Source organism: Microbacterium sp. P26 (assembly GCF_023712585.1).
GTDB classification, from domain to species: domain Bacteria; phylum Actinomycetota; class Actinomycetes; order Actinomycetales; family Microbacteriaceae; genus Microbacterium; species Microbacterium algihabitans_A.
This window is the reverse complement of record NZ_JAMAXZ010000003.1, coordinates 378,683-400,855: the sequence shown is the minus strand read 5'-3', so window position 1 is coordinate 400,855 and position 22,173 is coordinate 378,683. Positions and strand designations below refer to the sequence as shown.

The following is a 22,173-nucleotide window of genomic DNA, read 5'->3' as shown; positions in this document are numbered from 1 at the left end:
ATGACCACCACCGCAACGACGCGGAAGACTCCCGTGAAGGCGGCCACCGCCAGCTTCATGGGAAGCGCCGTGGAGTACTACGACTTCTTCCTGTTCGGCTCTGCCGCCGCCCTCATCTTCCCGACGGTGTTCTTCCCCTCGGGTGATCAGGCGGCCCTCGTGATGTCGTTCGCGACTTTCGGGTTCGCCTACATCGCCCGCCCCGTCGGCGCCGTGATCCTCGGCCACTTCGGAGACCGCATCGGCCGTCAGAAGGTGCTGATGTTCACGCTCGTGCTGATGGGTCTGTCGACCTTCATCATCGGCTGTCTTCCCGGCTTCGCCCAGATCGGTTGGTTCGCTCCGGTGCTGCTCGTGCTCTGCCGCCTCGCGCAGGGACTCTCGGCGGCCGGTGAGCAGGCGGGCGCCTCGTCGCTCACCCTCGAGCACGCCCCCGACGGGCGTCGGTCGTTCTTCACCTCGTGGACCCTCACCGGCACGCAGGGCGGTCAGATCCTCGCCGCGCTCATCTTCATCCCGGTGGTCGCCCTGCCCGACGACATCAAGTTCTCGTGGGGCTGGCGCATCCCGTTCTGGCTGAGCGCCGTGGTGGTGATCGTGGCGTTCTTCATCCGCCGCAGCCTGCACGAGACGCCCGAGTTCGAGCAGGCCAAAGCCACCGGCCAGATCGCCCGCATGCCCCTGATCCCCCTGCTGAAGAACCACTGGCGCGACGTCCTGCGCGTGATCTGCTGCGCGTTCATCGCCGCCGTCTCGACCGTGTTCGGCACGCTCGCGATCGCCTACGGCAAGGAGCAGGGCCTCGCGGCCAGCGTCACCCTGTGGCTCGTCGTGGTCGCCAACGTCGTCGCGCTGTTCACGCAGCCGCTGTTCGGCAAGCTCGCCGACCGCGTCGGTCGCAAGCCCGTGTTCATCTACGGCGCGCTGTCGTCGGCGGTGTTCATGCCGTTCTACATGCTGTCGATGGGTGCGGGGAACGACCTACTGACCTTCGGCCTGGCCATTCTCACCTTCTCGTGCGGATACGCCGCGGCCAACGCCGTGTGGCCCTCGTTCTACGGCGAGATGTTCAGCACCCGCGTGCGCTTCTCGGGCATGGCGATCGGCACGCAGCTCGGTTTCCTCATGGCCGGATTCGCGCCCAGCATCGTCGCCGCCCTCGGTGGCGGTGCCGCCGGAGGCTGGGTCGTGATCAGCGTCTTCACCGCGATCATCGCGGTCATCGCGTCGGTGAGCGCCCTGACCGCTCGCGAGACGAAGGATGTGCCCACCGACCAGCTGGGTCTCGCGGCCGAGCGCCGCGTTCCCGCCACGGTCTGACCTCTGACGCGAAAGCCCCATCTCTTCCGGGAGGTGGGGCTTTCGTGCTGGCGGGGCTCGCGTGCGGCACATCGGCATCCGGAACCGCGGGTCACGGGAGGCGAACGACCTCAGCGGAACGGAAGCTCCGCGTGGACGGGGAGGAAACCACGCGATTCTCCGACGGGCGCGGTCGTCCCGACGCCCCTGCGCGTCAGAGCGTGCGCAGCGAGCGGCTCATCGCGAGTTCGGGGCCGATGGGACCGGTGAATTTCTCGCCGGTCGGTACGAATCCGGCGCGACGGTAGACCGCCTGGGCCCGGAAATTGTCCACGTGCACGTCGAGCGACACGGTCTCGAAGCCTCGGTCTGCGGTCCAGCGCGCGGCGGCGTCGAGCAGCGCGTCGATTGCGCCCGCACCGCGCGCCTCCGGCGCGACGTACACGCCCACGATGTCGGCGCGACCCTCGATCAGCGGACGCCCCGTGTGGTCGACCTGGCCTGCGAGACGCACCAGCACCGTCACCGATCCGACCCACGCATCGGCGTCTTCGGCGACGAACATCGCCACCGCGTCGCTCGACGCTCCCGCCGTGGCCCGCTCGTCCCAGAACGCCCGATCGCGCTCGAGCTCCTGCTCGAGGGTGGTGAGGAAGGCGATGGATGCCGCGGGATCCCCCACCGCGCGCAGGCGCAGCGCGCGGACGCGGTCGCCCTCCTCCGCGCGCACCCGGCGCACGGTGACGCTCACGCGCGCGTCTTCTCCACAAGGCACCGTGCGCAGCTCACGCACCGACCTCCTGGTACGCCGCGAACAGCAGCGACTCGTCCGGAGCCTGCAGCACGGTCGGGCGGGCGAGGTCGTCGAGCACGATGAAACGCAGCATGCTGCCGCGGCTCTTCTTGTCGCGCTGCATGGTGGCCTTGAGCGTCTGGAACGCGCCGGCGCGGTAGGTCGTCGGAAGGCCCAGCGACTCCAACACCGTGCGGTGACGCTGAGCGACGTCGTCGGACAGGCGACCGGCCAGACGCGACAGCTCGGCGGCGAACACCATGCCGACCGAGATGGCCGCGCCGTGGCGCCAGCGGTAGCGCTCGGCGTGCTCGATCGCGTGGCCGAGGGTGTGCCCGTAGTTCAGCACCTCGCGTAGCCCCGCCTCGCGCAGGTCTTCGCCGACGACGCGGGCCTTCATGTCGATCGCGAGCTCGACGCAGCGACGGAACGCGTCACCACGCGGGTCGACGATCCCCGTCGGGTCGGCCTCGATGAGATCGAGGATCTCCGGATGCCAGATGAAGCCCGCCTTGACCACTTCGGCGAACCCCGCGGTGGCCTCGTTCTTCGACAGCGTGTCGAGAAGGTCGAGGTCGCAGACCACGGCGACCGGGGGCCAGAACGCGCCGACGAGGTTCTTGCCCTCGGCGGTGTTGATGCCGGTCTTGCCGCCGACGGCCGCGTCGACCATGCCGAGCACGGTCGTGGGCACCTGCACGAGCGCGACGCCGCGGAGCCAGGTCGCGGCGACGAAGCCGGCGAGGTCGGTGACCGCTCCCCCGCCGAAGCCGATCACGACGTCGGTGCGGGTGAAGTCGGCTTGGCCCATGACCTGCCAGCAGAACGCCGCCACTTCGACGCGCTTGCCCTGCTCGGCATCCGGAATTTCGGCCAGCAGCACCTGGCGATCGCCGACGAGTTGCGCGCGCAGCGCCTCGGCCTGCTTCGCGAGGGTCGGCGGGTGCACGATGAGCACCTTCTGCGCCCCGGCGGGCAGCTTCTCACCGAGGGTCGCGAGCAGCCCGCGGCCGACGGTGATGTCGTAACCGGGGTCGCCGGCGACGGAGATGGTCGTGGTGTCGCTCATGGTGCCTCCTGGGCCGGGACGCTCTGCGCCCAGGCCACGATGTCGTCGACCACGCGGGACAACGGCCCCGATGACGTGTCGAACGCGATGTGGGCGGTGGATTCGTAGATGGGCCGACGCTCCTCGAAGATGCGCAGCCAGCGTTCGGCCGGGTCTTCGCCGCCCAGCAGGGGACGCTCGTCGCCGTGGATGCGAGAGGCCACCACGTGCGGCGACACCGTCAGCAGCACGACGCGGTGCGCGGTGAGGCGTTCGCGGGTGAGCGGGTCGAGCACGGCTCCGCCACCGAGGGCGACGACCCCGCCGCGCCCGAGGGCCTCGACGACGGCCTCGCGCTCGAGGGCGCGGAAGTGCGGCTCGCCGTGGGCGAGGAACAGGTCGCGGATCGGTCCGTGATCGCGAACGACGAGCTTGTCGGTGTCGGTGAAGGTCGTGCCGAGGGCACGCGCAACGCGACGCCCGACGCTCGTCTTGCCGGCGCCCATCGGACCGATGAGCACGACGGCGGGGCCGACAGCGCCGTCGGGTCCGGGTGCCGCGTCGGGCCCGGGTGCCGCCGCACCGCCGGGCGCGCGGGGAACACCGGGTGCCGCTGCGCTGCCGGTAACCCCCGCAAGCCCGGGTGTCCCGGCGTGCGGATCGTCGGCGGGCACCCGCTCAGGCGAGGTCATGCGCGAGCAGCGCCGCGTCGGACGCGTCGCTCGTGCGGAGCGTCTCGGGCAGGTTCGCCAGGTACGACTCGAGGTTGCGGCGCGTCTCGGCGACGTTGTCGCCCCCGAACTTCTCGAGCACCGCGTCGGCGAGGGTCACGGCGACCATGGCCTCGGCGACCACGCCCGCGGCGGGCACGGCGCAGACGTCGGAACGCTGGTGGTGGGCCGCGGCGGTGTCACCGGTGGCGACGTCGACGGTGCGCAGCGCCTTGGGGATCGTGGCGATCGGCTTCATGCCCGCGCGCACTCGCAGCACGGTGCCGGTCGACATGCCGCCCTCGGTGCCGCCCGCGCGGTCGGAGGAGCGGGTGATGCCGCCGTCGGTGGCGAAGAGCTCGTCGTGGGCCTGCGAGCCGCGGCGGGTCGTGGTGAGGAAGCCGTCGCCGACCTCGACGCCCTTGATCGCCTGGATGCTCATGAGCGCCTGCGCGAGCCTCGCGTCGAGGCGGCGGTCCCACTGCACGTGCGAGCCGAGTCCGGGGGGCAGGCCGTACGCGAGCACCTCGACGACACCGCCGAGGGTGTCGCCCGACTTCTTCGCGTCGTCGACCTCGGCGACCATGGCGGCCGAGGTGTCGGCGTCGAAGCACCGCAGCGGATCGGCGTCGAGACGCTCGACGTCATCGGGGGTGGGGAGAGCTGCGTCTTCGGGCGAGCGGACCGGCCCGATCGACAGCGTGTGGCTGACGAGGCGGATGCCGAGCTCGCCCAGGAACGACCGGGCGATGGCACCGAGGGCCACGCGCGCGGCGGTCTCGCGGGCCGAGGCGCGCTCGAGGATCGGACGTGCCTCGTCGAAGCCGTACTTCTGCATGCCGACCAGGTCGGCGTGGCCGGGGCGCGGACGCGTGAGGGCGGCGCCGCGGCCGCGCGAGCGGTCGGAGAGCTCGACGGGCTCGGGGCTCATCACCTCGGTCCACTTGGGCCACTCGGTGTTGCCGATGCGCAGCGCGATGGGGCTGCCGATGGTGAAGCCGTGCACGATGCCGGTCGAGAGCGTGAGCTCGTCTTCTTCGAACTTCATGCGCGAGCCGCGGCCGTAACCCAGGCGCCGACGCGCCAGCTCGGCGCGGATCTGGGCCGACGAGATGGGAACGCCGGCCGGCATCCCCTCCATGAGGGCGATCAATTCGGGGCCGTGGGACTCGCCGGCGGTGAAGACGCGAAGCATGTCCCTAGTCTCCCATGAGCGCGATGCGCATTGCGGCCAGCACCTCGGGCTCGCGCGAGAGGGCTCGTGCCGGGTCCTCCCCCACGAACACCCGCACCTGCAGCAGGGCCTGGTGCAGCAGCATCCCGAGGCCGTCGTGCGCGGCGACGCCCGACCGCTCCCACGCGAGGGCGAGAGGCGTCGGCCACCCGCCGTAGACGACATCGATGAGGGGGCCGGAGCCGGATGCCAGGGCGTCGCCGACCGGGCCGAGGTCGATCCCGCCCGGGAGCGCCGCGATCGTGGCATCCGCCGACGCGAGATGCGGATCGTCCAGCGATCGGGCCCGCACCTCGACCTGCAGAGCGGACCCGAGGTCCGTGAGCCGCGCGGCCGCTTCGGGGCGACGGGCGCGCACCTCGACCGTCGAGGCTCCGGCGCGGGCCGCCGCCACCACCGCGGAGGTCGCCGTCGCCCCCGCGCCGAGCACCCGCACCAGCCGCGGCTCGCGCACGCCGTACTCGTCCAGGGCGCGCGCGAGGCCGCCGACGTCGGTGTTGAACCCGTGCGGTCCGTCGGCGGTCAGAAGGTACGTGTTGACGGCGCCGGTCAGGCGCGCGTCGTCGTCGAGGGTCGCCGCGCGGGCCGCAGCGACCTGCTTGAGCGGCATCGTGAGCGACAGCCCCCGCCACGTCGCGTCGAGGGCTGCGATCTCGCCGGCGAACGACGCATCGTCGACCTGGCGCCGGTCGTACTCCCAGTTGAGCCCGAGCACGCCGTAGGCCGCGGCGTGCAGCCGGGGCGACCGCGAATGCGCGATCGGGTCGCCCCAGACGGCCAGCCGGGTCGGGCCGCTCAGCATCCGCCGTCGGGGTTCTCGCGGCACCAGGCCTGGAACTGGTCGACGGCCTTCAACTGGTCGGCGTAGGTGGTCGAGAACACCGTCTCACCGGTGGCCAGGTTGACGGTCGTGAAGTAGTACCAGGTGCCGTCGACGGGGTGCATGGCCGCGTCGATGGCGAGGTCTCCGGCATTCGCGATCGGTCCGACGGGGAGCCCCGGGCGGATGTAGGTGTTCCACGGGTTGTCGCTCGTCAGCGCGTTCTCGCTCGACGACGACGAACCGGCGTCGAGTTCGTTCGCGCCGTACTGGGCCGTCGAGTCCATCTGCAGCAGGCCGTGCGTCTCTGTGTTGTCGGGCTGCAGGCGGTTCTCGATCACGCGCGAGACCTTGTAGAAGTCCTCGCTGCTGCGAGCCTCGCGCTCGATGATCGAGGCGATGATGAGGATCCGCTCGCGATCAGCCTCGGGCACTCCGGCCTTGTCGAGCGACTGCACGGTGCGCTGCACCATGGTCTGGATGACCTGCTGCGCGGTGACGCCCTCGTCGAAGTCGTAGGTGGCCGGGAAGATCCAGCCCTCGAGCGTCGAGGCCGGAACCCCGTACTGCGAGGGGTCGGCGGTCGCGGCATCGAGGTCGGCGCGCGGGATCTTGAGCTGTTCCGCGATGAGGTCGAGCGACTGGTTGAGGGTCAGGCCCTCGCGCAGCTGCACCGAGTAGTTCAGTCGGCTGGCCGGGTCTTTCAGCGCCGCGATGACCGCCTCGGAGGTCATCTTCTGCTGCAGCTTGTAGACGCCGGGCTGGAAGGTGAAGCCCACGGCGTTGTCGACCATGTACTTGTACAGCGAGTTCGACGCCTTGGTCACGCCGGCGTCGAAGAGCTTGGGAGAGACGGACTCACCCGTGTCACCCGCGACGATCGTCACGCGGGCTTCGCCGGTGGCCTCGCCGGGGGCGTACTCGACGGGCTCGCTCGTGCCGAGGAATTCGCGCACGCGATCGCCGTAGGTGTTCCAGACGTACATGCCGCCGGCGGCCACGCCACCGACGATCAGGACGACGATGGCGAGGGCGATCCACCCGGCGACCCGTCGGCGCTTCTTCGCTGCACGCGGGGCGTGCTCCCCGATGTCGTGGGTGGTCGTCTGGCCGGTGAAGAGGTCTTCGAGCGACCCCGCTGCGGCGGAGCGCGAACCGGATGCCGCAGACCCGGCGGCCGCGGCTCCGGCGCCGACGAGCACGGGTTCGCGCACCTCGTCACGCGCGGGGTCGACCGGGGTCGAAGCGGCAGCGGACGGGCCGGAGGGGGCTGCCGGGGCGGGTGCGGCGGCGGCGGCGCGGCGCGCGGCGTCCGACGAGAGAGCGGGGCCGTCCGTGCCCCGGCGGACCGGGCCGGGCTGGGCCAGGTCGTCTCCGCGGAGAGCGGGGGCGGATGCCGTGCGCCGGGGCGCGGCATCCGGAACCTCTGCGGCCGGGTCGGTCGTCGGCACGACGGTGGGGCCGACGTCGGCGGCGCGCGGGGCGGGCGCGGGGGCAGGGGTCTCCTGCGGGGCGGGGCGGGCGGCGTCGACGCGCGGAGCCGCGGGAGCCGCGGGGGTGTCCTCGGGGGCACGGCGGGCCGCATCGAAGCGCGGAGCGGCGTCGGGCGTCGGGGCGTCGGACGACTCGGGGGTGGGGGGCGGACCCGTCTGCGTGCGGCGGGCCTCGCGCGCGGCACGCCGCGACGGGGGTGCAGCGTCGTCTCCGGACGAAGACCGCGCGCCCCGGCGGGGGTCGGGCAGACGGCCGTACAGGTCGGCGAACGGGTCGTTCTCGGGGGGCTGGTTCTCGGGCATTGTCAGGCGGGCTCCTGTCCCGGTGTGACGGCGGGTCCGGCCGGCTCGCCGGACTGTCGCTCCACGTCGAGCGCCTGCTGCAGCAGCACCACAGCGGCGACTTGATCCACAATGCTACGAGAATCGCGCTGGGAACGTCCTGCTTCTCGCAGGACACCGTGTGCCGACACGGTGCTCAGGCGCTCGTCGACCAGGCGCACCGGCATCGGCAGAGCATCGGCGAGGGCGTGGGCGAACGCCCGCGCGTCGGTGGTCGAGGGCGTGTCGTCGCCGCGAAGGTTCAGCGGCAGACCGACGAGCACCTCGAACGCCTCGTACTCGGCCGCGAGGGCGACGATGCGTCGCACCGGCTCCTTCTTGCGCTGGACCGTCTCGACCGGAACGGCGAGCACACCGTCGGGGTCGGAGCGCGCCACGCCCACGCGGGCGCGCCCCACATCGATCCCGAGGCGGATGCCACGGCGGAACCCCGTCACGCGGTGGTCGCCCGCACGTCGGCGACAACCCCGTCGAGCGCCTGAGGCAGAGCCGCGGCATCCGTTCCGCCGCCCTGGGCGACATCGGGGCGTCCGCCGCCTCCGCCGCCGAGCACACCCGCGGCGTTCTTGGCCAGGGCACCCGCGGCGAGACCACGCTCGCGCGCGGCGTCGTTGGTGACGACGACGACGGTGGCGCGACCACCCGCGACGCTCGCAAGCGCCACCACGGCCGGGTCGGTGCCCAGACGGTCGCGCACCTGCAGGGCGAGCGAGCGCACGTCGTCGGCCGACGCGCCCTCCCCCAGGCTCTGCGCGACGACGCGCACCGTGCCGATCGCGACGGCCGACTCGACCAGCTGCGGCAGGCGACCGGTCAAGGCCTGCGCCTCGAAGGCCGCGATCTTCTTCTCGGCGGCCTTGAGGTTGGCGGCCAGCTCGGCGATGCGCGTGGGCAGCTGCTCGCGCGGCGTCTTCAGGCTCGAGCTGAGCTGCGAGACGATCGCGCGCTCGGCGGCGAGGTCGCGGAAGGCGTCGAGGCCGACGAGGGCCTCGACGCGGCGGTTGGAGGCACCGACCGACTGCTCGCCGACGAGGTTGACCAGGCCGATCTCGGCGCTGCGGGCAACGTGGGTGCCACCGCACAGCTCACGCGACCAGGGGCCGCCGATGTCGACCATGCGCACGGTGTCGCCGTACTTCTCGCCGAACAGCGCCATGGCGCCGGCGGCCTTCGCCTCATCGAGCGACATCACGCGCGTGGTGACCTCGAGGTTGTCGCGGACGGCGTTGTTGGCGATGTCCTCGATCTCGGTGCGGGTCTCGGGCGACAGCGCCGAGCCCCAGCTGAAGTCGAAGCGCATGTAGCCGGCGCGGTTGAGCGAACCGGTCTGCGTCGCGCTCTTGCCGAGCGTGTCGCGGATCGCCGCGTGCACGAGGTGCGTCGCGGTGTGCGCCTGCTGAGCCGCGTGGCGGTTGAGCGCGTCGACCACGGTCGTCGCGGGGGCGCCGACCGACACCTCTCCGGTGGTGACCTCGACGGTGTGGCTGACGAGGCCCGGAACGGGGCGCTGCACGTCGAGGACCTCGAGCTCGTAGCCCGGGCCGACGATGACGCCCTTGTCGGCGACCTGGCCGCCCGACTCGGCGTACAGGGCGGTCTCGGCGAGGATGACCTCGGCGATCTGGCCCTCCGACGCGCGGTCGGTGCCCTGACCCTGCACGAGGATGCCGAGGATCTTCGACTCGGTCTGCATCTCGGTGTACCCGGTGAACACGGTCTCACCCAGCGCGCGGAACTCGCGGTACGCGCTCTGGTCGGCGATCGCACCCTTGCGGGCACGGGCGTCGGCCTTGGCGCGCGTGCGCTGCTCGAGCATGAGGGTGTCGAAGGCGGCACGGTCGACCGAGAGGCCGGCCTCTTCGGCGATCTCGAGCGTGAGGTCGATCGGGAAGCCGTAGGTGTCGTGCAGGAGGAACGCCTCGGAGCCCGACAGGGTGGTGCCGCCGCCGTTCTTGGCCTCGACGACCGACTGGTCGAGGATCGCCGACCCGGCCGCGAGCGTGCGCAGGAAGGTCTGCTCCTCGGCGATCGCGTAGGCCGAGAGGCGCGCGTAGTCGGCCTCGACCTCGGGGTACGACTCCTTCATCGCGTCGCGCGAGGCGGCGAACAGCTCGGGGAAGGTCGCGCCCTCGACGCCCAGCAGGCGCATCGAGCGGATCGCGCGGCGCATGATGCGGCGCAGGATGTACCCGCGTCCCTCGTTCGAGGGGGTCACTCCGTCGGCGAGCAGCATGAGCGAGGACCGCACGTGATCGGCGACGATGCGCAGGCGCACGTCGTCTTCGTGCGACTCCTGGCCGTACGACTTGCCCGCGAGCTTCGCGGCCAGGTCGAGCACGGGGCGCACCTGGTCGGTCTCATACATGTTGTCGACGCCCTGCTTGATGAACGCGATGCGCTCGAGGCCCATGCCGGTGTCGATGTTCTTCGCGGGCAGTTCGCCGACGATGTCGAAGTCGTACTTCGAGCGCACGTTCGTGATCTCGTACTGCATGAACACGAGGTTCCAGATCTCGACGTAGCGGTCGTCGTCGGTCGCGGGACCGCCGTCGATGCCGTACGCGGGACCACGGTCGAAGAAGATCTCCGAGCAGGGGCCGGCGGGGCCCGGCAGGCCGGTCGACCAGTAGTTCGTGTCTTTGCCGAGGCGCTGGATGCGCTCGTCGGGCAGGGTGCTGAGCTTCAGCCAGAGGTCGCGGGCCTCGTCGTCCTCTTCGTAGACGGTGACCCAGAGGTCCTTCGGGTCGAAGGCGAGTCCGCCCTCCGACTCGGGCGCGGTGAGTAGCTCCCACGCGAAGCGGATCGCGTCTTCCTTGAAGTAGTCGCCGAACGACCAGTTGCCGAGCATCTGGAAGAAGGTGCCGTGACGCGGGGTCTTGCCGACCTCTTCGATGTCGTTGGTGCGGATGCATTTCTGCACGTCGGCCGCGCGGGGGTAGGGCGGCGGAACGACACCGCTGAGATACGGGATGAAGGGCACCATGCCCGCCACGGTGAACAGCAGGGCCGGGTCGTCGGTGACGAGCGAGGCCGAGGGGACGATCGTGTGGTTCTTCTTCTCGAAGAAGTCGAGGAAGCGCTGGGCGATCTCGGCGGTTTTCATGGCGGGTCTTTCCGTGCGCGTGCGGGTTCGCCCCGGTGTTCGGGGGCGGATGCCGCAGGGAGGTCAGTCGGAGGAGGAAACGGCCTTCGTGGCCGTGGCGGCGGCGTCGCCCACGGCATCCGCGGTCTTGTCGACAGCGGCGGCGGCGACGCCCTTGGCGTCGTCGATGATCTCGGAGAGGCGGGTCTCCTGCTGGTGGTAGGCGTCGCTCATGCGGTCGGTGAACTCGCCGATGCGCGAGTCGAGCTGGGCGAGCACCTCCTGCCCGCGCGGGTCCTTGTTGACCAGGTGGGCGGCGACGAAACCACCGGCGATACCCAACGCGAACCAGACGAGGCTTTTCACGATCACCACTTCTTCCTCGATACGACGCCGCGATCGCGGCATCCCTCATCGTAAGCGACGGCCCCCGCGGTGCGCACAAGGCAGACTTGTGGATGCCGCCTCTCCGGCCTCCATCCCGCCAACGGTCCCGACCGCGCACCCGCACCGGCACCGTGCGGGGCAGCCGCATCGACTCCTCCGCGTTCGATCGCCCCCATGGTCGGCGGCTCGGCGCAGCATGCGCCATCTCGGGCAAATGAATGCACGCCGCGCGCGTTCGATTGCCGCTTATGGTCGGCGGCTCGGCGCAGCGCGCGCCATCTCGGGCAAGCGAATCCACGGCGTGCGCGTTGAATTGCCCCATGTGGTCGGCGGCTCGGCGGAGCGCGCGCCATTTCGGGCAAGCGAATGCACGGCGTGCGCGTTCGATTGCCGCATATCGTCGGCGGCCCTACGGAGCGCGCGCCATCTCGAGAAAGTGAATCGACGCCGTGCGCGTTCGATTGCCGCGTATGGTCGGCGGCTCGGCGGAGCGCGCGCCATCTCGGGCAAGTGAATGCACGCCGTGCGCGTTCGATTGCCGCGTATGGTCGGCGGCTGGACGGAGCGCGCGCCATTTCGGGCAAACGAACCCAGAGCGAGCAGAGCGCGACCTGGGAACGACGCAGGGCCGCGCGAGAGCGCGACCCGGGAACGACGCAGGGCCGCGCGAGAGCGCGACCCGGGAACGACGAAGGGCGCCGGGAGAACCCGACGCCCTTCTCTGCTCGCTGGGATCAGCGGGCGGCGTAGTACTCGACGACGAGCTGAACTTCACACGTCACGGGAACCTCGGCGCGCTTGGGGCGACGCAGAAGCTTCGCCTGCAGCGTGGAGAGGTCGACCTCGAGGTAGCCCGGAACGGGGGGCAGCACTTCGGCGTGCCCACCGGCGGCGGCGACCTGGAAGGGCTCGAGGCCCTCGCTCTTGGTCTTGACGTGGATCAGCTGGCCCGGCTTGACGCGGAACGACGGGCGGTCCACGAGCTGGCCGTCGACCATGATGTGGCGGTGCACGACGAGCTGGCGAGCCTGCGCGGTGGTGCGGGCGAAGCCCGAACGCACGACGAGGGCGTCCAGACGCATCTCGAGCAGCTCGACCAGGTTCTCACCGGTCAGGCCGTCGGTGCGGCGGGCCTCGTTGAACGCGATGCGAAGCTGCTTCTCGCGGATGCCGTACTGCTCGCGCAGACGCTGCTTCTCACGGAGACGGACGGCGTAGTCGCTGTCGGCCTTGCGCTTGGTGCGGCCGTGCTCACCGGGAGCGTAGGGACGCTTCTCGAGGTAGCGGGCGGCCTTGGGGGTGAGTGCGACGCCGAGGGCGCGCGACAGACGCACCTTGCGGCGGTCCTGAGACTTCGTGGTCACGAAGTTCTCCTTCCGATGACGTGGCCGCGCCTTTCACGGCTCACGGGCGTATCGCCCCCTTCCGCCCGATCCGAAGCGCACGCCGGGGCGCACCGGAAGGTGATCACAGGAAGGAGGGGATGCCCGAAAACCCTGTTTCGAGCCGGTTCATGCTATCAGAGCGCGCCGGGAGCATTCCGGATGCCGCGTCAGCGCCCCTCGAGGATGCGACGGATCTTCTCGAGACGTGCCGACACGTCGCGTTCGGCGCCGTGACTGGTGGGCTCGTAGTAGCGCCGGCCGACGAGCTCGTCGGGGAGGTACTGCTGCGTGACGATGCCGATCTCGCTGTCGTGCGCGTACTTGTAGCCCTTGCCGTGCCCGAGCCGCTTGGCGCCGGGATAGTGGGCGTCGCGCAGGTGCATCGGCACCCGGCCGAAGCCGCCCGCTCGCACGTCGGCGATCGCGGCGTTGATGGCGTTGTAGGCGGCGTTCGATTTGGCGGTCGTGGCCAGGTACACGGTTGCCTCGGCCAGGGGGATGCGCCCTTCGGGCATGCCGATGAACGCGACCGCGTCGGCCGCGGCGACCGCGATCTGCAGGGCCTGCGGATCGGCCATGCCGATGTCTTCCGCAGCCGAGATGACGAGGCGCCGCGCGATGAAACGGGGGTCCTCGCCCGCCTCGATCATGCGCGCGAGGTAGTGGATCGCGGCATCCGGATCCGACCCCCGCACCGACTTGATGAAGGCGCTGATGACGTCATAGTGCTCGTCGCCCTGGCGGTCGTAGCGCAGCAGCGCGCGGTCGACGGCCTGGGCGATGTGGTCGGCGGTGATGACGGGGAGCTCGTCTCCCCCGCCGGTGAACGGACCGGGATCCTCGTCGTCGTCAGAGTCGTCTTCGTCCTCTGCGTCGCGGACGGCCGGGGCCGTCGCCCCCGCATCGTCGCCCGCGACGGAGGCCGCGGCCTCGAGGGCGGTGAGGGCGCGTCGGGCGTCGCCCGAGGCCAGGCGCACGAGGGCCGCCCGGGCGTCGTCGTCGAGCACCACGCGCCCGGCGAGGCCGCGGGGGTCGGTGACCGCGCGATCCACCAGGGCTCCGAGGTCGTCGTCGCCGAGGGGCCGCAGGGTCAGGAGGAGCGAGCGTGAGAGCAGAGGCGAGATCACCGAGAACGACGGGTTCTCGGTGGTCGCGGCGATGAGCACGACCCAGCCGTTCTCGACGCCGGGGAGCAGCGCGTCTTGCTGGGCCTTGGTGAAGCGGTGGATCTCGTCGAGGAACAGGATCGTCGACTGCCCATACAGATCGCGCTGGGTGAGGGCTTCTTGCATGACCTCGCGAACGTCTTTGACGCCCGCGGTAATCGCCGACAACTCGACGAAGCGTCGCCCCGACGATCGGGCGATGGCCTGGGCGAGCGTCGTCTTGCCGGTGCCGGGCGGGCCCCAGAGGATGACCGAGGCCGCCGACGCGGAGGACGAGGAGTCGGTCGTCGCGAGTGTGACCAACGGTGATCCCGGTCGCAGCAGGTGCCCTTGGCCGGCGACCTCGTCGAGGCTGGTCGGCCGCATGCGCACGGCGAGCGGCGTCTGGCCCTGGAAGAGGGCGGAGGAAGGGGTCACCCCTCCAGGCTAACGGCGGCCTCCGACATCGCGCCCGGGCGAACGGACCGCGCCGGGTGCGGGCGGGAGTCTCACCCGGGCGCCGCTTTGTAGGATCGAGGGGCCCGTGACGGGCGAGAGGAGTCGATGGTGGCGACGCGCGGAAAAGACCGGCAGACGCGGGAACAGCGCGAGCGCGCCCGCACCTACCAGGCGCGGCTCGAGCTGCACGAGCGGCAGGGACGCCGGCGTCGGCGCGACAACCTGCTCGCCGTCGTGGTCGGTCTCGTCGTGATCGCCGGAGCCATCGGCGTGCAGACCGCCTACTTCGTTGCCGGGCCCGGGGCTCCCGCGCCTTCGCCATCGGCACCCGCCTCGCCCGCGTCGACGCCCGACACCTCCCCCGCCACGCCTGCATCCACGCCGACGCCGACACCCTGATCCTGTCTCGCGGGGGCCGCGCGTACTAGGCTCGGAGGGTCCTTCTCCCCCAGGCGGTTCTGCCGCGATGAGGTGCTACCCGTGACTTCCGTCCCCACCCCCGAGTCCTCCGACCCGCGCGACGCCGCGAACGACGTCGAGGTCGACACCACCCAGGCCGACAGCGCCGAGACGGCCGAGGCCGTCGAGACTCCGGATGCCGCGGCCTCCGGCGACCTGACGGCTGCGGCTTCCGCCGATGAGACGTCGGACGCGCCCGCCGAGGGATCCCCCGTCGAAGACGCGGCTGGCGTCCCCGCCGCCGACGAGGCTGCCGCCGAAAACGCACCTGCGGAGGGCGCGCCCGCCGAGAGTGCTCCTGCGGACGAGGCTCCCGCCGCTGACGCCGTCGAGGACGCCCCCGCTGAGGACGCTGCTGCCGCTGAGGCTCCCGCCGAAGACGCCCCCGCCGAGGACGCATCCGCGACCGCGGAGACTCCGACCGCCCCGGTAGCCCCCGGCCCGCGTCCCGGTGCGCGCGTGCCCGGTCCCCCGCCCGGGAAGAAGGCCTCCACCTCGTCGACCGAGCCCTGGGGCCGCGTCGATGACGAAGGCACCGTGTCGGTCCGCGAGGGCGACGAGTGGCGCGTCGTCGGGCAGTACCCCGACGGCACCCCCGCCGAGGCCCTCGCCTACTTCCAGCGGAAGTTCGCCGACCTGGCCGGCGAGGTCACGCTGCTCGAGACCCGCCACCGTCGCGGTGGCGCCTCGGCATCCGACCTGCGTGCCGCAGCCAAGGCGCTGCACGGCAAGCTCGACGGTGCAGCGGCGGTCGGCGACCTCTCGGCTCTCATCGCCCGCGTCGACGCCCTCACCTCCGAACTCGCCGAGGCGAGTGAGACCGAGGCCGTCGCCGCCAAGCGGGCCACCGAAGAGGCCGTGCGCGAGCGCACCGCGATCGTCGAAGAGGCCGAGGCCCTCGCCGCCCGCGACCCGCAGACGGTGCAGTGGAAGCAGATGACGGCCGACATGACCGCGCTGTTCGACCGGTGGCAGGCCCACCAGCAGAACGGTCCGCGCCTGTCGAAGTCGACCGCTCAGCAGCTGTGGCGCCGCTTCCGCGACGCCCGCGCCACGGTCGACCGCCACCGCCGCGAGTTCTTCTCGTCGCTCGATGAGACCCACAAGGCCGCGCGCGAGGCGAAGACCCGCCTGGTGGAGCGCGCCGAGGCACTCGCCCCCCGCGGCGAGGACGGCATCGGCGCGTACCGCGATCTGCTCGACGCATGGAAGGCCACCGGCCGCGCCGGCCGCAAGGTCGACGACGCCCTCTGGGCCCGCTTCAAGGCCGCCGGCGACGCCCTCTACGGCGCGCGCATCGAGCGCGAGTCGGCCGACGCCGAGGCGTCGAAGGAGAAGATCGAGCAGAAGCGCGTGCTGCTGCAGGAGGCCGCTCCGATCGTCGATGAGAAGAACATCGCCACGGCGCGCCAGAAGCTCACCGCGATCCAGCGTCAGTGGGACGAGATCGGTCGCATCTTCCCCCGCGACAAGGAGCGCGCCCTCGATGACGAGCTCCGCAAGATCGAGCAAAGCGTGCGCACCCGCGAAGACGCCGACTGGAAGCGCAACGACCCCGAGCAGAAGGCGCGCGCCAACGACATGACGCGTCAGCTCACCGACGCCATCGACAAGCTCGAGGCCGAGCTGGCCGCCGCCGAGGCCAAGGGCGACAAGCGCGCCGTGGCGCAGGCGCAGGAAGCCCTCGAGGCGCGCCGCACCTGGCTGCGCGCTCTCGGCGGCTGAACAGGCCGACCCACCGGGTTATCCACAGGCTGACGGACTTCCGTCACGGGGCGACACCGTTCCCGCCACACTGGCGGAATGGTGTCGCCCTTTCTGTTCTTCCCCGGTGAGCGTCTGTCGATCGCCGAGCTCACCGCCGCGTGCCTTGACGGCATCCTGGTCCCGCTCGGCGCGGGCTACATCCCGGCCGACGCGGTCGAGACGCCGTGGATGCGCGCGCGCAGCATCGCTCCGCTCGTGGGTGAGCGGTGGGCGGCGATCCGCCTGAGCGCCGCGTGGATCCACGGCGGGGTGCTGACCGAGCCGTATCAGCACCACGTGCAGCGCGTCGCAGCCACCCGCGCCCGCGCGGCCCACGACGCGCGCGTCGTGTCTCACGAGGTGCGACTCGCGGCCGCCGACGTGCGGCAGGTGGCGGGGGTGTCCGTCACCTCACCCGTGCGCACCCTCGTCGACCTGGCACGCAGCGACGACGAGACCGAGCGTCGTGCCGCTCATGCCTGGGCCGCCGATGATTCCGGAGCTCGGGATGATGCGGTCGAGTGGCTCGCGCGGCATCCGCGATTCCCTTTCGCCCGTCGCGCCGCCGACGTGCTCGCGCAGTCGGCGGCGGGTCGGTCCGAGTCGCAGCGACCCACCTGACACGTCGGTTCCCCCGGGCCGCCATGACGATGAGAGGCTCGCGTCGAGCCGGACGCCGCGCCAAGCAGACCGGCTCGCGACCCCGGAACGTCGCCCTTACGACGAGGTGACGCGGTACACGTCGTACACGGCGTCGATGCGGCGCACGGCGTTGAGCACGCGGTCGAGGTGCACGGTGTCGCCCATCTCGAAGACGAACTTGCTCAGGGCGAGGCGGTCGTTGGTGGTCGACACGGTCGCCGAGAGGATGTTGACGTGATGCTCGCTGAGCACGCGCGTGACGTCGCTCAGCAGACCCGAGCGGTCGAGGGCCTCGACCTGGATCTGCACGAGGAAGACGCTCTTCGTGGTGGGTGCCCACTCGACCTCGATGAGACGGTCGGGTTCTTCCTTGAGCGAGCGCACGTTGGTGCAGTCGCCGCGGTGCACCGAGACTCCGCTGCCGCGCGTGACGAAGCCGACGATCTCGTCGCCCGGCACGGGCGTGCAGCACTTGGCGAGCTTGACGAGGATGTCGGGGGCTCCGCGCACGAGGACGCCGGAGTCGCCCCCGCGCGGGGCGCGACTGCGCCCGACGGGGATGTCGATGGGACCGGTGTTGGTCTCTTCGGCGCTGACGAGCGCGGTGACCTTCTCGATGACCGACTGGGTCGAGACATGACCTTCGCCGACGGCGGCGTACAGGGCGGAGACGTCTTCGTAGTGGAACTGCCGTGCCACCTCGGTGAACGAGTCCTGGTTCATCAGCCGCTGTAGCGGCAGGTTCTGCCGGCGCATGGCGCGGGCGATGGAGTCCTTGCCCTGCTCGATGGCCTCTTCGCGACGCTCCTTGGTGAACCACCCGCGGATCTTGTTGCGCGCGCGCGTGCTCTTGACGAAGCCGAGCCAGTCCTGACTGGGGCCGGCATCGGGGTTCTTCGAGGTGAAGACCTCGACGACGTCGCCGCTCTGCAGGGTCGACTCCAGCGGCACGAGACGACCGTTGACCTTGGCACCCATCGTGCGGTGGCCGATCTCGGTGTGCACGGCATAGGCGAAGTCGACGGGGGTGGCGCCGGTGGGAAGACCCACGACGCGCCCCTTGGGCGTGAAGACGTAGACCTCTTTGGCGCCGATCTCGAAGCGCAGCGAGTCGAGGAACTCCCCCGGGTCGGCGGTCTCGGCCTGCCAGTCGGAGATGTGCGCGATCCACGCCATGTCGGCGTCGACGGCTTTCGCGTCGGCCTTGCCGCCGGCCATGCGCTCTTTGTACTTCCAGTGCGCGGCCACGCCGAACTCGGCCTGCTGATGCATCTCGTTCGTGCGGATCTGGATCTCGACCGTGCGTCCGCCCGGGCCGATCACCGTCGTGTGCAGCGACTGGTACAGGTTGAACTTGGGCGTGGCGATGTAGTCCTTGAACCGCCCGGGCAGCGGCGTCCACCGCGCGTGGATCGCGCCGAGGACCGCGTAGCAGTCGCGCACGGTCCCCACGAGGATCCGGATGCCGATGAGGTCATAGATGTCGTCGAACTCGCGGCCCCGCACGACCATCTTCTGGTACACCGAGTACAGCTGCTTCGGGCGACCCATGACGCGCCCGCGCACGCGGAGCTCGCGCAGGTCGGCGTCGACGGCGTCGATCACGTTCTGCACGTACTGCTCGCGCTGCGGGGTGCGCTGTTTGACGAGGCTCTCGATCTCGGCGTAGAGCTTGGGGTGCATGACCGCGAACGAGAGGTCTTCGAGCTCGCTCTTGATCGCCTGGATGCCGAGGCGGTGAGCGAGGGGCGCGTAGATCTCGAGCGTCTCGGTGGCCTTCTTGGCCGCCTTGTGGGGCGGGACGAAGCCCCAGGTGCGTGCGTTGTGCAGGCGGTCGGCGAGCTTGATCAGCAGCACGCGGATGTCTTTCGACATCGCCACGATCATCTTGCGGACGGTCTCGGCCTGCGCGCTGTCGCCGTACTTGACCTTGTCGAGCTTGGTGACGCCGTCGACGAGCATCGCCACCTCGTCACCGAAGTCGGCGGCCAGCTCGTCGAGCGGGTAGTCGGTGTCTTCGACCGTGTCGTGCAGGAGGGCCGCGGCGATGGCCTTCGGCCCCAGCCCCAGCTCGGCGAGGATCTGTGCGACGGCGAGCGGGTGCGTGATGTACGGCTCGCCGCTCTGACGCTTCTGTCCGTCGTGCGCCTTGTCGGCGACGGCGTAGGCGCGCTCGATGATCGCGAGATCACCCTTGGGGTGATGCGTGCGCACCGTTCGCAGCAGCTTGTCGACGTCGTCGCGACGGGCGGCACGCGAGAAGATGCGCGGCACCAGGCGTCGCAGAGAAGACGGCGGCGGCGCAGAGGAAGCGGTCTCGGTCATCGCCACCCCTTCCTCACGGCCAGTCGATCAAGTCTACGCCCCGCGCGATGCCCCGAAGAGCGGCGGGGCCCCGGCCTCAGGCCGGGACGCCCGCCTTCTCACGTGCGGCGACGACGCGGGCGTCACGCTGCGCGATGGGCTTCTCCGACTCGCGCAGCAGCGCGTACATCGGCACGGCGACGAACAGGGTCGAGTACGCCGCGACGATCGTGCCGACGAAGATCGACAGCGAGATGTCGCTCAGCGTGCGTGCACCGAGCGGAACACCGATGAAGAGGATCGCTCCGACCGGGAGTACGGCCACGACCGTCGTGTTGATCGAGCGGATCAGCGTCTGGTTCGCCGCGAGGTTCACCGACTCGGCGAACGTGCGGCCGGAGATCTCGCCGTCTTCCCGGGTGTTCTCGCGCACCTTGTCGAAGACGACGGTGGTGTCGTACAGGGCGTAGGACAGGATCGTGAGGAAGCCGATCACCGCGGCGGGTGAGATCTCGAAGCCGAACACCGCGTACACGCCGATGGTGATGACGAGCACGTCGACGAGGCCGATGATCGCGGCGACCGACATCTTCCACGTGCGGAAGTACAGCGCGAGGATGAGGAAGGTCAGCGCGAGGAAGATCGCCAGACCCCACAGCGACTGTCGCGTGACGTCGGCGCCCCAGGTGGGACCGATGAACGAGTCGGTCACCTCGGCGGAGGGCACGTCGTAGGCGCTCGCGAGGGCGGCCGAGACGGCCTGCGTCTGGTCGCTGCCGAGCTGGTCGGTCTGCACGCGGACCGCCTGATCGCTGATCGTGGTGACGCGCGTCTGTGCGCCCGGCACGACCGAGGTCACCGCGTTCGTCGCGAGCGACTGGTCGAAGCTGGCGGGGTTCGACACGGTGAACTGCGACCCGCCCGTGAACTCGATCGAGAACTGCACGGGGCGGATGAACGGCACGAGGGCCGCGCCGATGACGAGCACCGCCGCGATGATGAACCACAAACGGCGACGCTGCACGAACGGGAACGAGGTCTTCCCGGAGTAGAGGTCGTTTCCGAGCTGAGACATGGAGCGCATCAGTCGTCTCCCTCCTTCGTGGAGCGGCTATCGCCGCGGGACGCGGCAGCGAGCTCCGCCTGTTTGCGTTCGGCGATCGTCTGCCGACGTGCGGCCTCGCCGCGCGAGCGCTTGGCGCGACCGCTGTCGACGACCGGGGCGCGGAACTCCGCACGACCGCGGTAGACGGCGCCGAGCGCGTTGGGGTCCATACCCGACAGCGGGTGGCCCGAGCCGAAGAAGCGCGTGCGCGCCAGCAGCTGCATGACCGGGTGGGTGAACAGGATGAAGATCAGGATGTCGATCGCCGTGGTCAGGCCGAGCGTGAACGCGAAGCCCTTCACCGTGGCATCCGCGAGGATGTACAGCACGACGGCGGCGAGGATGTTGATCGACTTCGAGATGTAGATCGTGCGCTTGGCGCGACCCCAGCCGTCCTCGACGGCCGCGGTGATCGACTTGCCGTCGCGCAACTCGTCGCGGATGCGTTCGAAGTAGACGATGAACGAGTCGGCGGTGAAGCCGATCGTGACGATCAGACCCGCGACACCCGCGAGCGACAGACGGAAGCCGGCGCGCCACGCGAGGATGCAGATCGCGGCGTAGGTCAGCACCGCCATCACGGCGAGAGACGCGATGATCACCGTGCCCAGGGCCCGGTAGACGATGAGCGAGTAGATCGCGACGAGCCCGAGGCCGATGAGGCCGGCGATGAGGCCGACCTGCAGCTGCTGCGAACCGAGCGTCGCCGACACGGTGTCGCTGCTGACGACGCTGAAGCTCAGCGGCAGGGCGCCGTACTTCAGCTGGTCGGCGAGGGCCTTCGACGACTCCTGCGTGAAGCTGCCCGTGATGCTGGGGCGGCCGTCGAGGATGATGCCGTTCATCGAGGGAGCCGACAGCACCTGACCGTCGAGCACGAACGCGAACTGGTTGAAGGGCGCCTGCTTGCCGTAGAGGCGCTGGCTGATCTCGCCGAACTTCTGGGTGCCCTGGTCGTTGAAGACGAGGTTGACGGCCCAGCGGCCCGTGTTCTGCTCCTGGCCGTTCGTGGCGTCGGAGATGTCGTTTCCGTCGAGCTCGACGGGGCCGAGGATGTACTTCGTGCCGTCTTCGAGCCCGCACGTGATCATCGGCTGGTCGGCCGGGGCCTGCGCCGGGTTGCTCGGCGGGTTCGCGCAGTCGTACGAGAGGAACTGCGCCTGCAGAGCCGGGGTGATGTACGCCGGGTCGCTCGCGTCGGTCGGTGACGCGGTGGGCGTGGCCGGCAGGCTCGGGTCGGGCGTCGGGTACGGCGTGGAGTTGCCGTCGGCACCGACGAACGTCGTGGCAGGCGAGCCCGTGAACAGCACGGGGCGCAGCTGGAGCTGCGCGGCGCTCTGGATCCGCTGGCGCGTGGCCTCGTCGGCCTGGCCGGGGATCTGCACGACGATGTTCTGTCCGCCCTCGGTGGCCACGTCGGCCTCGCCGACGCCCGAGGCGTCGACGCGCTGGCGGATGATCGACACGGCCTGCTGCAGCTGCTCGCTGTCGGGCGCGGCGCCGTCGGTGGTCTGGGCCTGCAGGATGATCTGCGTGCCGCCCTGGAGGTCGAGCGCGAGCTCGGGAGACCAGGAACTGGCGTTGAAGGTGTACACGCCGAGCGCGTTGATGCCGAACAGCACGCCGGTGATGGCGAGCAGTCCGGTCAACACGCGCCAGGCATGACGGACGGGAGTCGAGGGCGCCACGGAGTCGGCTTTCTGTGCGGCGGGCGAGTACG

18 protein-coding genes are annotated in these 22,173 nt (G+C 70.7%); 4 read left to right on the top strand and 14 right to left on the bottom strand.

The features are described 5' to 3' along the window. Positions 1–1,320: an MFS transporter gene (locus M3667_RS08425; RefSeq protein WP_251507271.1), complete on the top strand. Its 1,320-nt coding sequence runs from the start codon at positions 1–3 to the stop codon at positions 1,318–1,320. Positions 1,321–1,513: 193 nt separating this feature from the next. Here the strand turns inward: M3667_RS08425 and M3667_RS08420 are convergent, their stop codons facing one another. The 11 genes from M3667_RS08420 to M3667_RS08370 all read right to left on the bottom strand — a co-directional run bounded on the left by M3667_RS08420 (position 1,514) and on the right by M3667_RS08370 (position 14,176). After that, positions 1,514–2,050 (bottom strand): GNAT family N-acetyltransferase, encoded by a 537-nt coding sequence (locus tag M3667_RS08420; protein WP_251507268.1) that lies wholly within the window; start codon positions 2,048–2,050, stop codon positions 1,514–1,516. Between the two features lie 34 nt (positions 2,051–2,084). Then, positions 2,085–3,161 carry a 3-dehydroquinate synthase gene (gene aroB, locus M3667_RS08415; protein ID WP_144833474.1) on the bottom strand — a complete coding sequence of 359 codons (1,077 nt, stop codon included), beginning with the start codon at positions 3,159–3,161 and terminating at the stop codon, positions 2,085–2,087. Next, entirely contained in the window at positions 3,158–3,646 is a 489-nt protein-coding gene (locus tag M3667_RS08410) for a shikimate kinase (RefSeq protein WP_144833783.1), read from the bottom strand. The genes aroB and M3667_RS08410 overlap by 4 nt, the downstream gene beginning before the upstream one ends. 172 nt (positions 3,647–3,818) lie before the next feature. After that, a complete protein-coding gene (gene aroC, locus M3667_RS08405) occupies positions 3,819–5,045 on the bottom strand; it encodes a chorismate synthase (RefSeq protein ID WP_251507265.1) in 1,227 nt (408 codons plus the stop codon). A 4-nt stretch (positions 5,046–5,049) separates the two neighbouring features. Next, positions 5,050–5,886 (bottom strand): shikimate dehydrogenase, encoded by an 837-nt coding sequence (locus M3667_RS08400; protein ID WP_251507262.1) that lies wholly within the window; start codon positions 5,884–5,886, stop codon positions 5,050–5,052. Then, positions 5,880–7,700, bottom strand: a complete 1,821-nt coding sequence (gene mltG / locus M3667_RS08395) for an endolytic transglycosylase MltG (RefSeq protein ID WP_251507259.1) — start codon at positions 7,698–7,700, stop codon at positions 5,880–5,882. The genes M3667_RS08400 and mltG overlap by 7 nt, the downstream gene beginning before the upstream one ends. Before the next feature lie 2 nt (positions 7,701–7,702). Beyond that, positions 7,703–8,176: a Holliday junction resolvase RuvX gene (gene ruvX, locus M3667_RS08390; protein ID WP_251507254.1), complete on the bottom strand. Its 474-nt coding sequence runs from the start codon at positions 8,174–8,176 to the stop codon at positions 7,703–7,705. After that, complete coding sequence (gene alaS, locus M3667_RS08385; RefSeq protein WP_251507251.1) at positions 8,173–10,842, bottom strand: alanine--tRNA ligase; 2,670 nt, start codon at positions 10,840–10,842, stop codon at positions 8,173–8,175. The genes ruvX and alaS overlap by 4 nt, the downstream gene beginning before the upstream one ends. Before the next feature lie 63 nt (positions 10,843–10,905). Then, complete coding sequence (locus tag M3667_RS08380; RefSeq protein ID WP_230704630.1) at positions 10,906–11,193, bottom strand: ATPase; 288 nt, start codon at positions 11,191–11,193, stop codon at positions 10,906–10,908. A gap of 749 nt (positions 11,194–11,942) precedes the next feature. Beyond that, the gene (gene rpsD / locus M3667_RS08375; protein ID WP_144833486.1) at positions 11,943–12,572 is read right to left on the bottom strand and encodes a 30S ribosomal protein S4; all 630 of its coding nucleotides are present in this window, start codon (positions 12,570–12,572) and stop codon (positions 11,943–11,945) included. A 188-nt stretch (positions 12,573–12,760) separates the two neighbouring features. Continuing rightward, positions 12,761–14,176, bottom strand: coding sequence for a replication-associated recombination protein A (locus tag M3667_RS08370; protein WP_251507248.1), 1,416 nt, complete (start codon positions 14,174–14,176; stop codon positions 12,761–12,763). Between the two features lie 129 nt (positions 14,177–14,305). On the opposite strand from M3667_RS08370, the gene M3667_RS08365 reads away from it, so the two are divergent. The 3 genes from M3667_RS08365 to M3667_RS08355 all read left to right on the top strand — a co-directional run bounded on the left by M3667_RS08365 (position 14,306) and on the right by M3667_RS08355 (position 17,023). Beyond that, the gene (locus M3667_RS08365; RefSeq protein WP_251507244.1) at positions 14,306–14,596 is read left to right on the top strand and encodes a dioxygenase; all 291 of its coding nucleotides are present in this window, start codon (positions 14,306–14,308) and stop codon (positions 14,594–14,596) included. Between the two features lie 519 nt (positions 14,597–15,115). Then, positions 15,116–16,381, top strand: a complete 1,266-nt coding sequence (locus M3667_RS08360) for a DUF349 domain-containing protein (RefSeq protein ID WP_251507525.1) — start codon at positions 15,116–15,118, stop codon at positions 16,379–16,381. A 78-nt stretch (positions 16,382–16,459) separates the two neighbouring features. Beyond that, a complete protein-coding gene (locus M3667_RS08355; RefSeq protein ID WP_251507240.1) occupies positions 16,460–17,023 on the top strand; it encodes a hypothetical protein in 564 nt (187 codons plus the stop codon). A 96-nt stretch (positions 17,024–17,119) separates the two neighbouring features. On the opposite strand, the gene M3667_RS08350 is transcribed toward M3667_RS08355, so the two are convergent. The 3 genes from M3667_RS08350 to secD form a co-directional block, all read right to left on the bottom strand. Further along, positions 17,120–19,369 (bottom strand): bifunctional (p)ppGpp synthetase/guanosine-3',5'-bis(diphosphate) 3'-pyrophosphohydrolase, encoded by a 2,250-nt coding sequence (locus M3667_RS08350; protein ID WP_251507237.1) that lies wholly within the window; start codon positions 19,367–19,369, stop codon positions 17,120–17,122. Positions 19,370–19,445: 76 nt separating this feature from the next. Next, a complete protein-coding gene (gene secF / locus M3667_RS08345) occupies positions 19,446–20,432 on the bottom strand; it encodes a protein translocase subunit SecF (RefSeq protein WP_144833497.1) in 987 nt (328 codons plus the stop codon). Further along, entirely contained in the window at positions 20,432–22,141 is a 1,710-nt protein-coding gene (secD, locus tag M3667_RS08340) for a protein translocase subunit SecD (RefSeq protein WP_251507233.1), read from the bottom strand. The genes secF and secD overlap by 1 nt, the downstream gene beginning before the upstream one ends. Between the last annotated feature and the right edge of the window lie 32 nt (positions 22,142–22,173).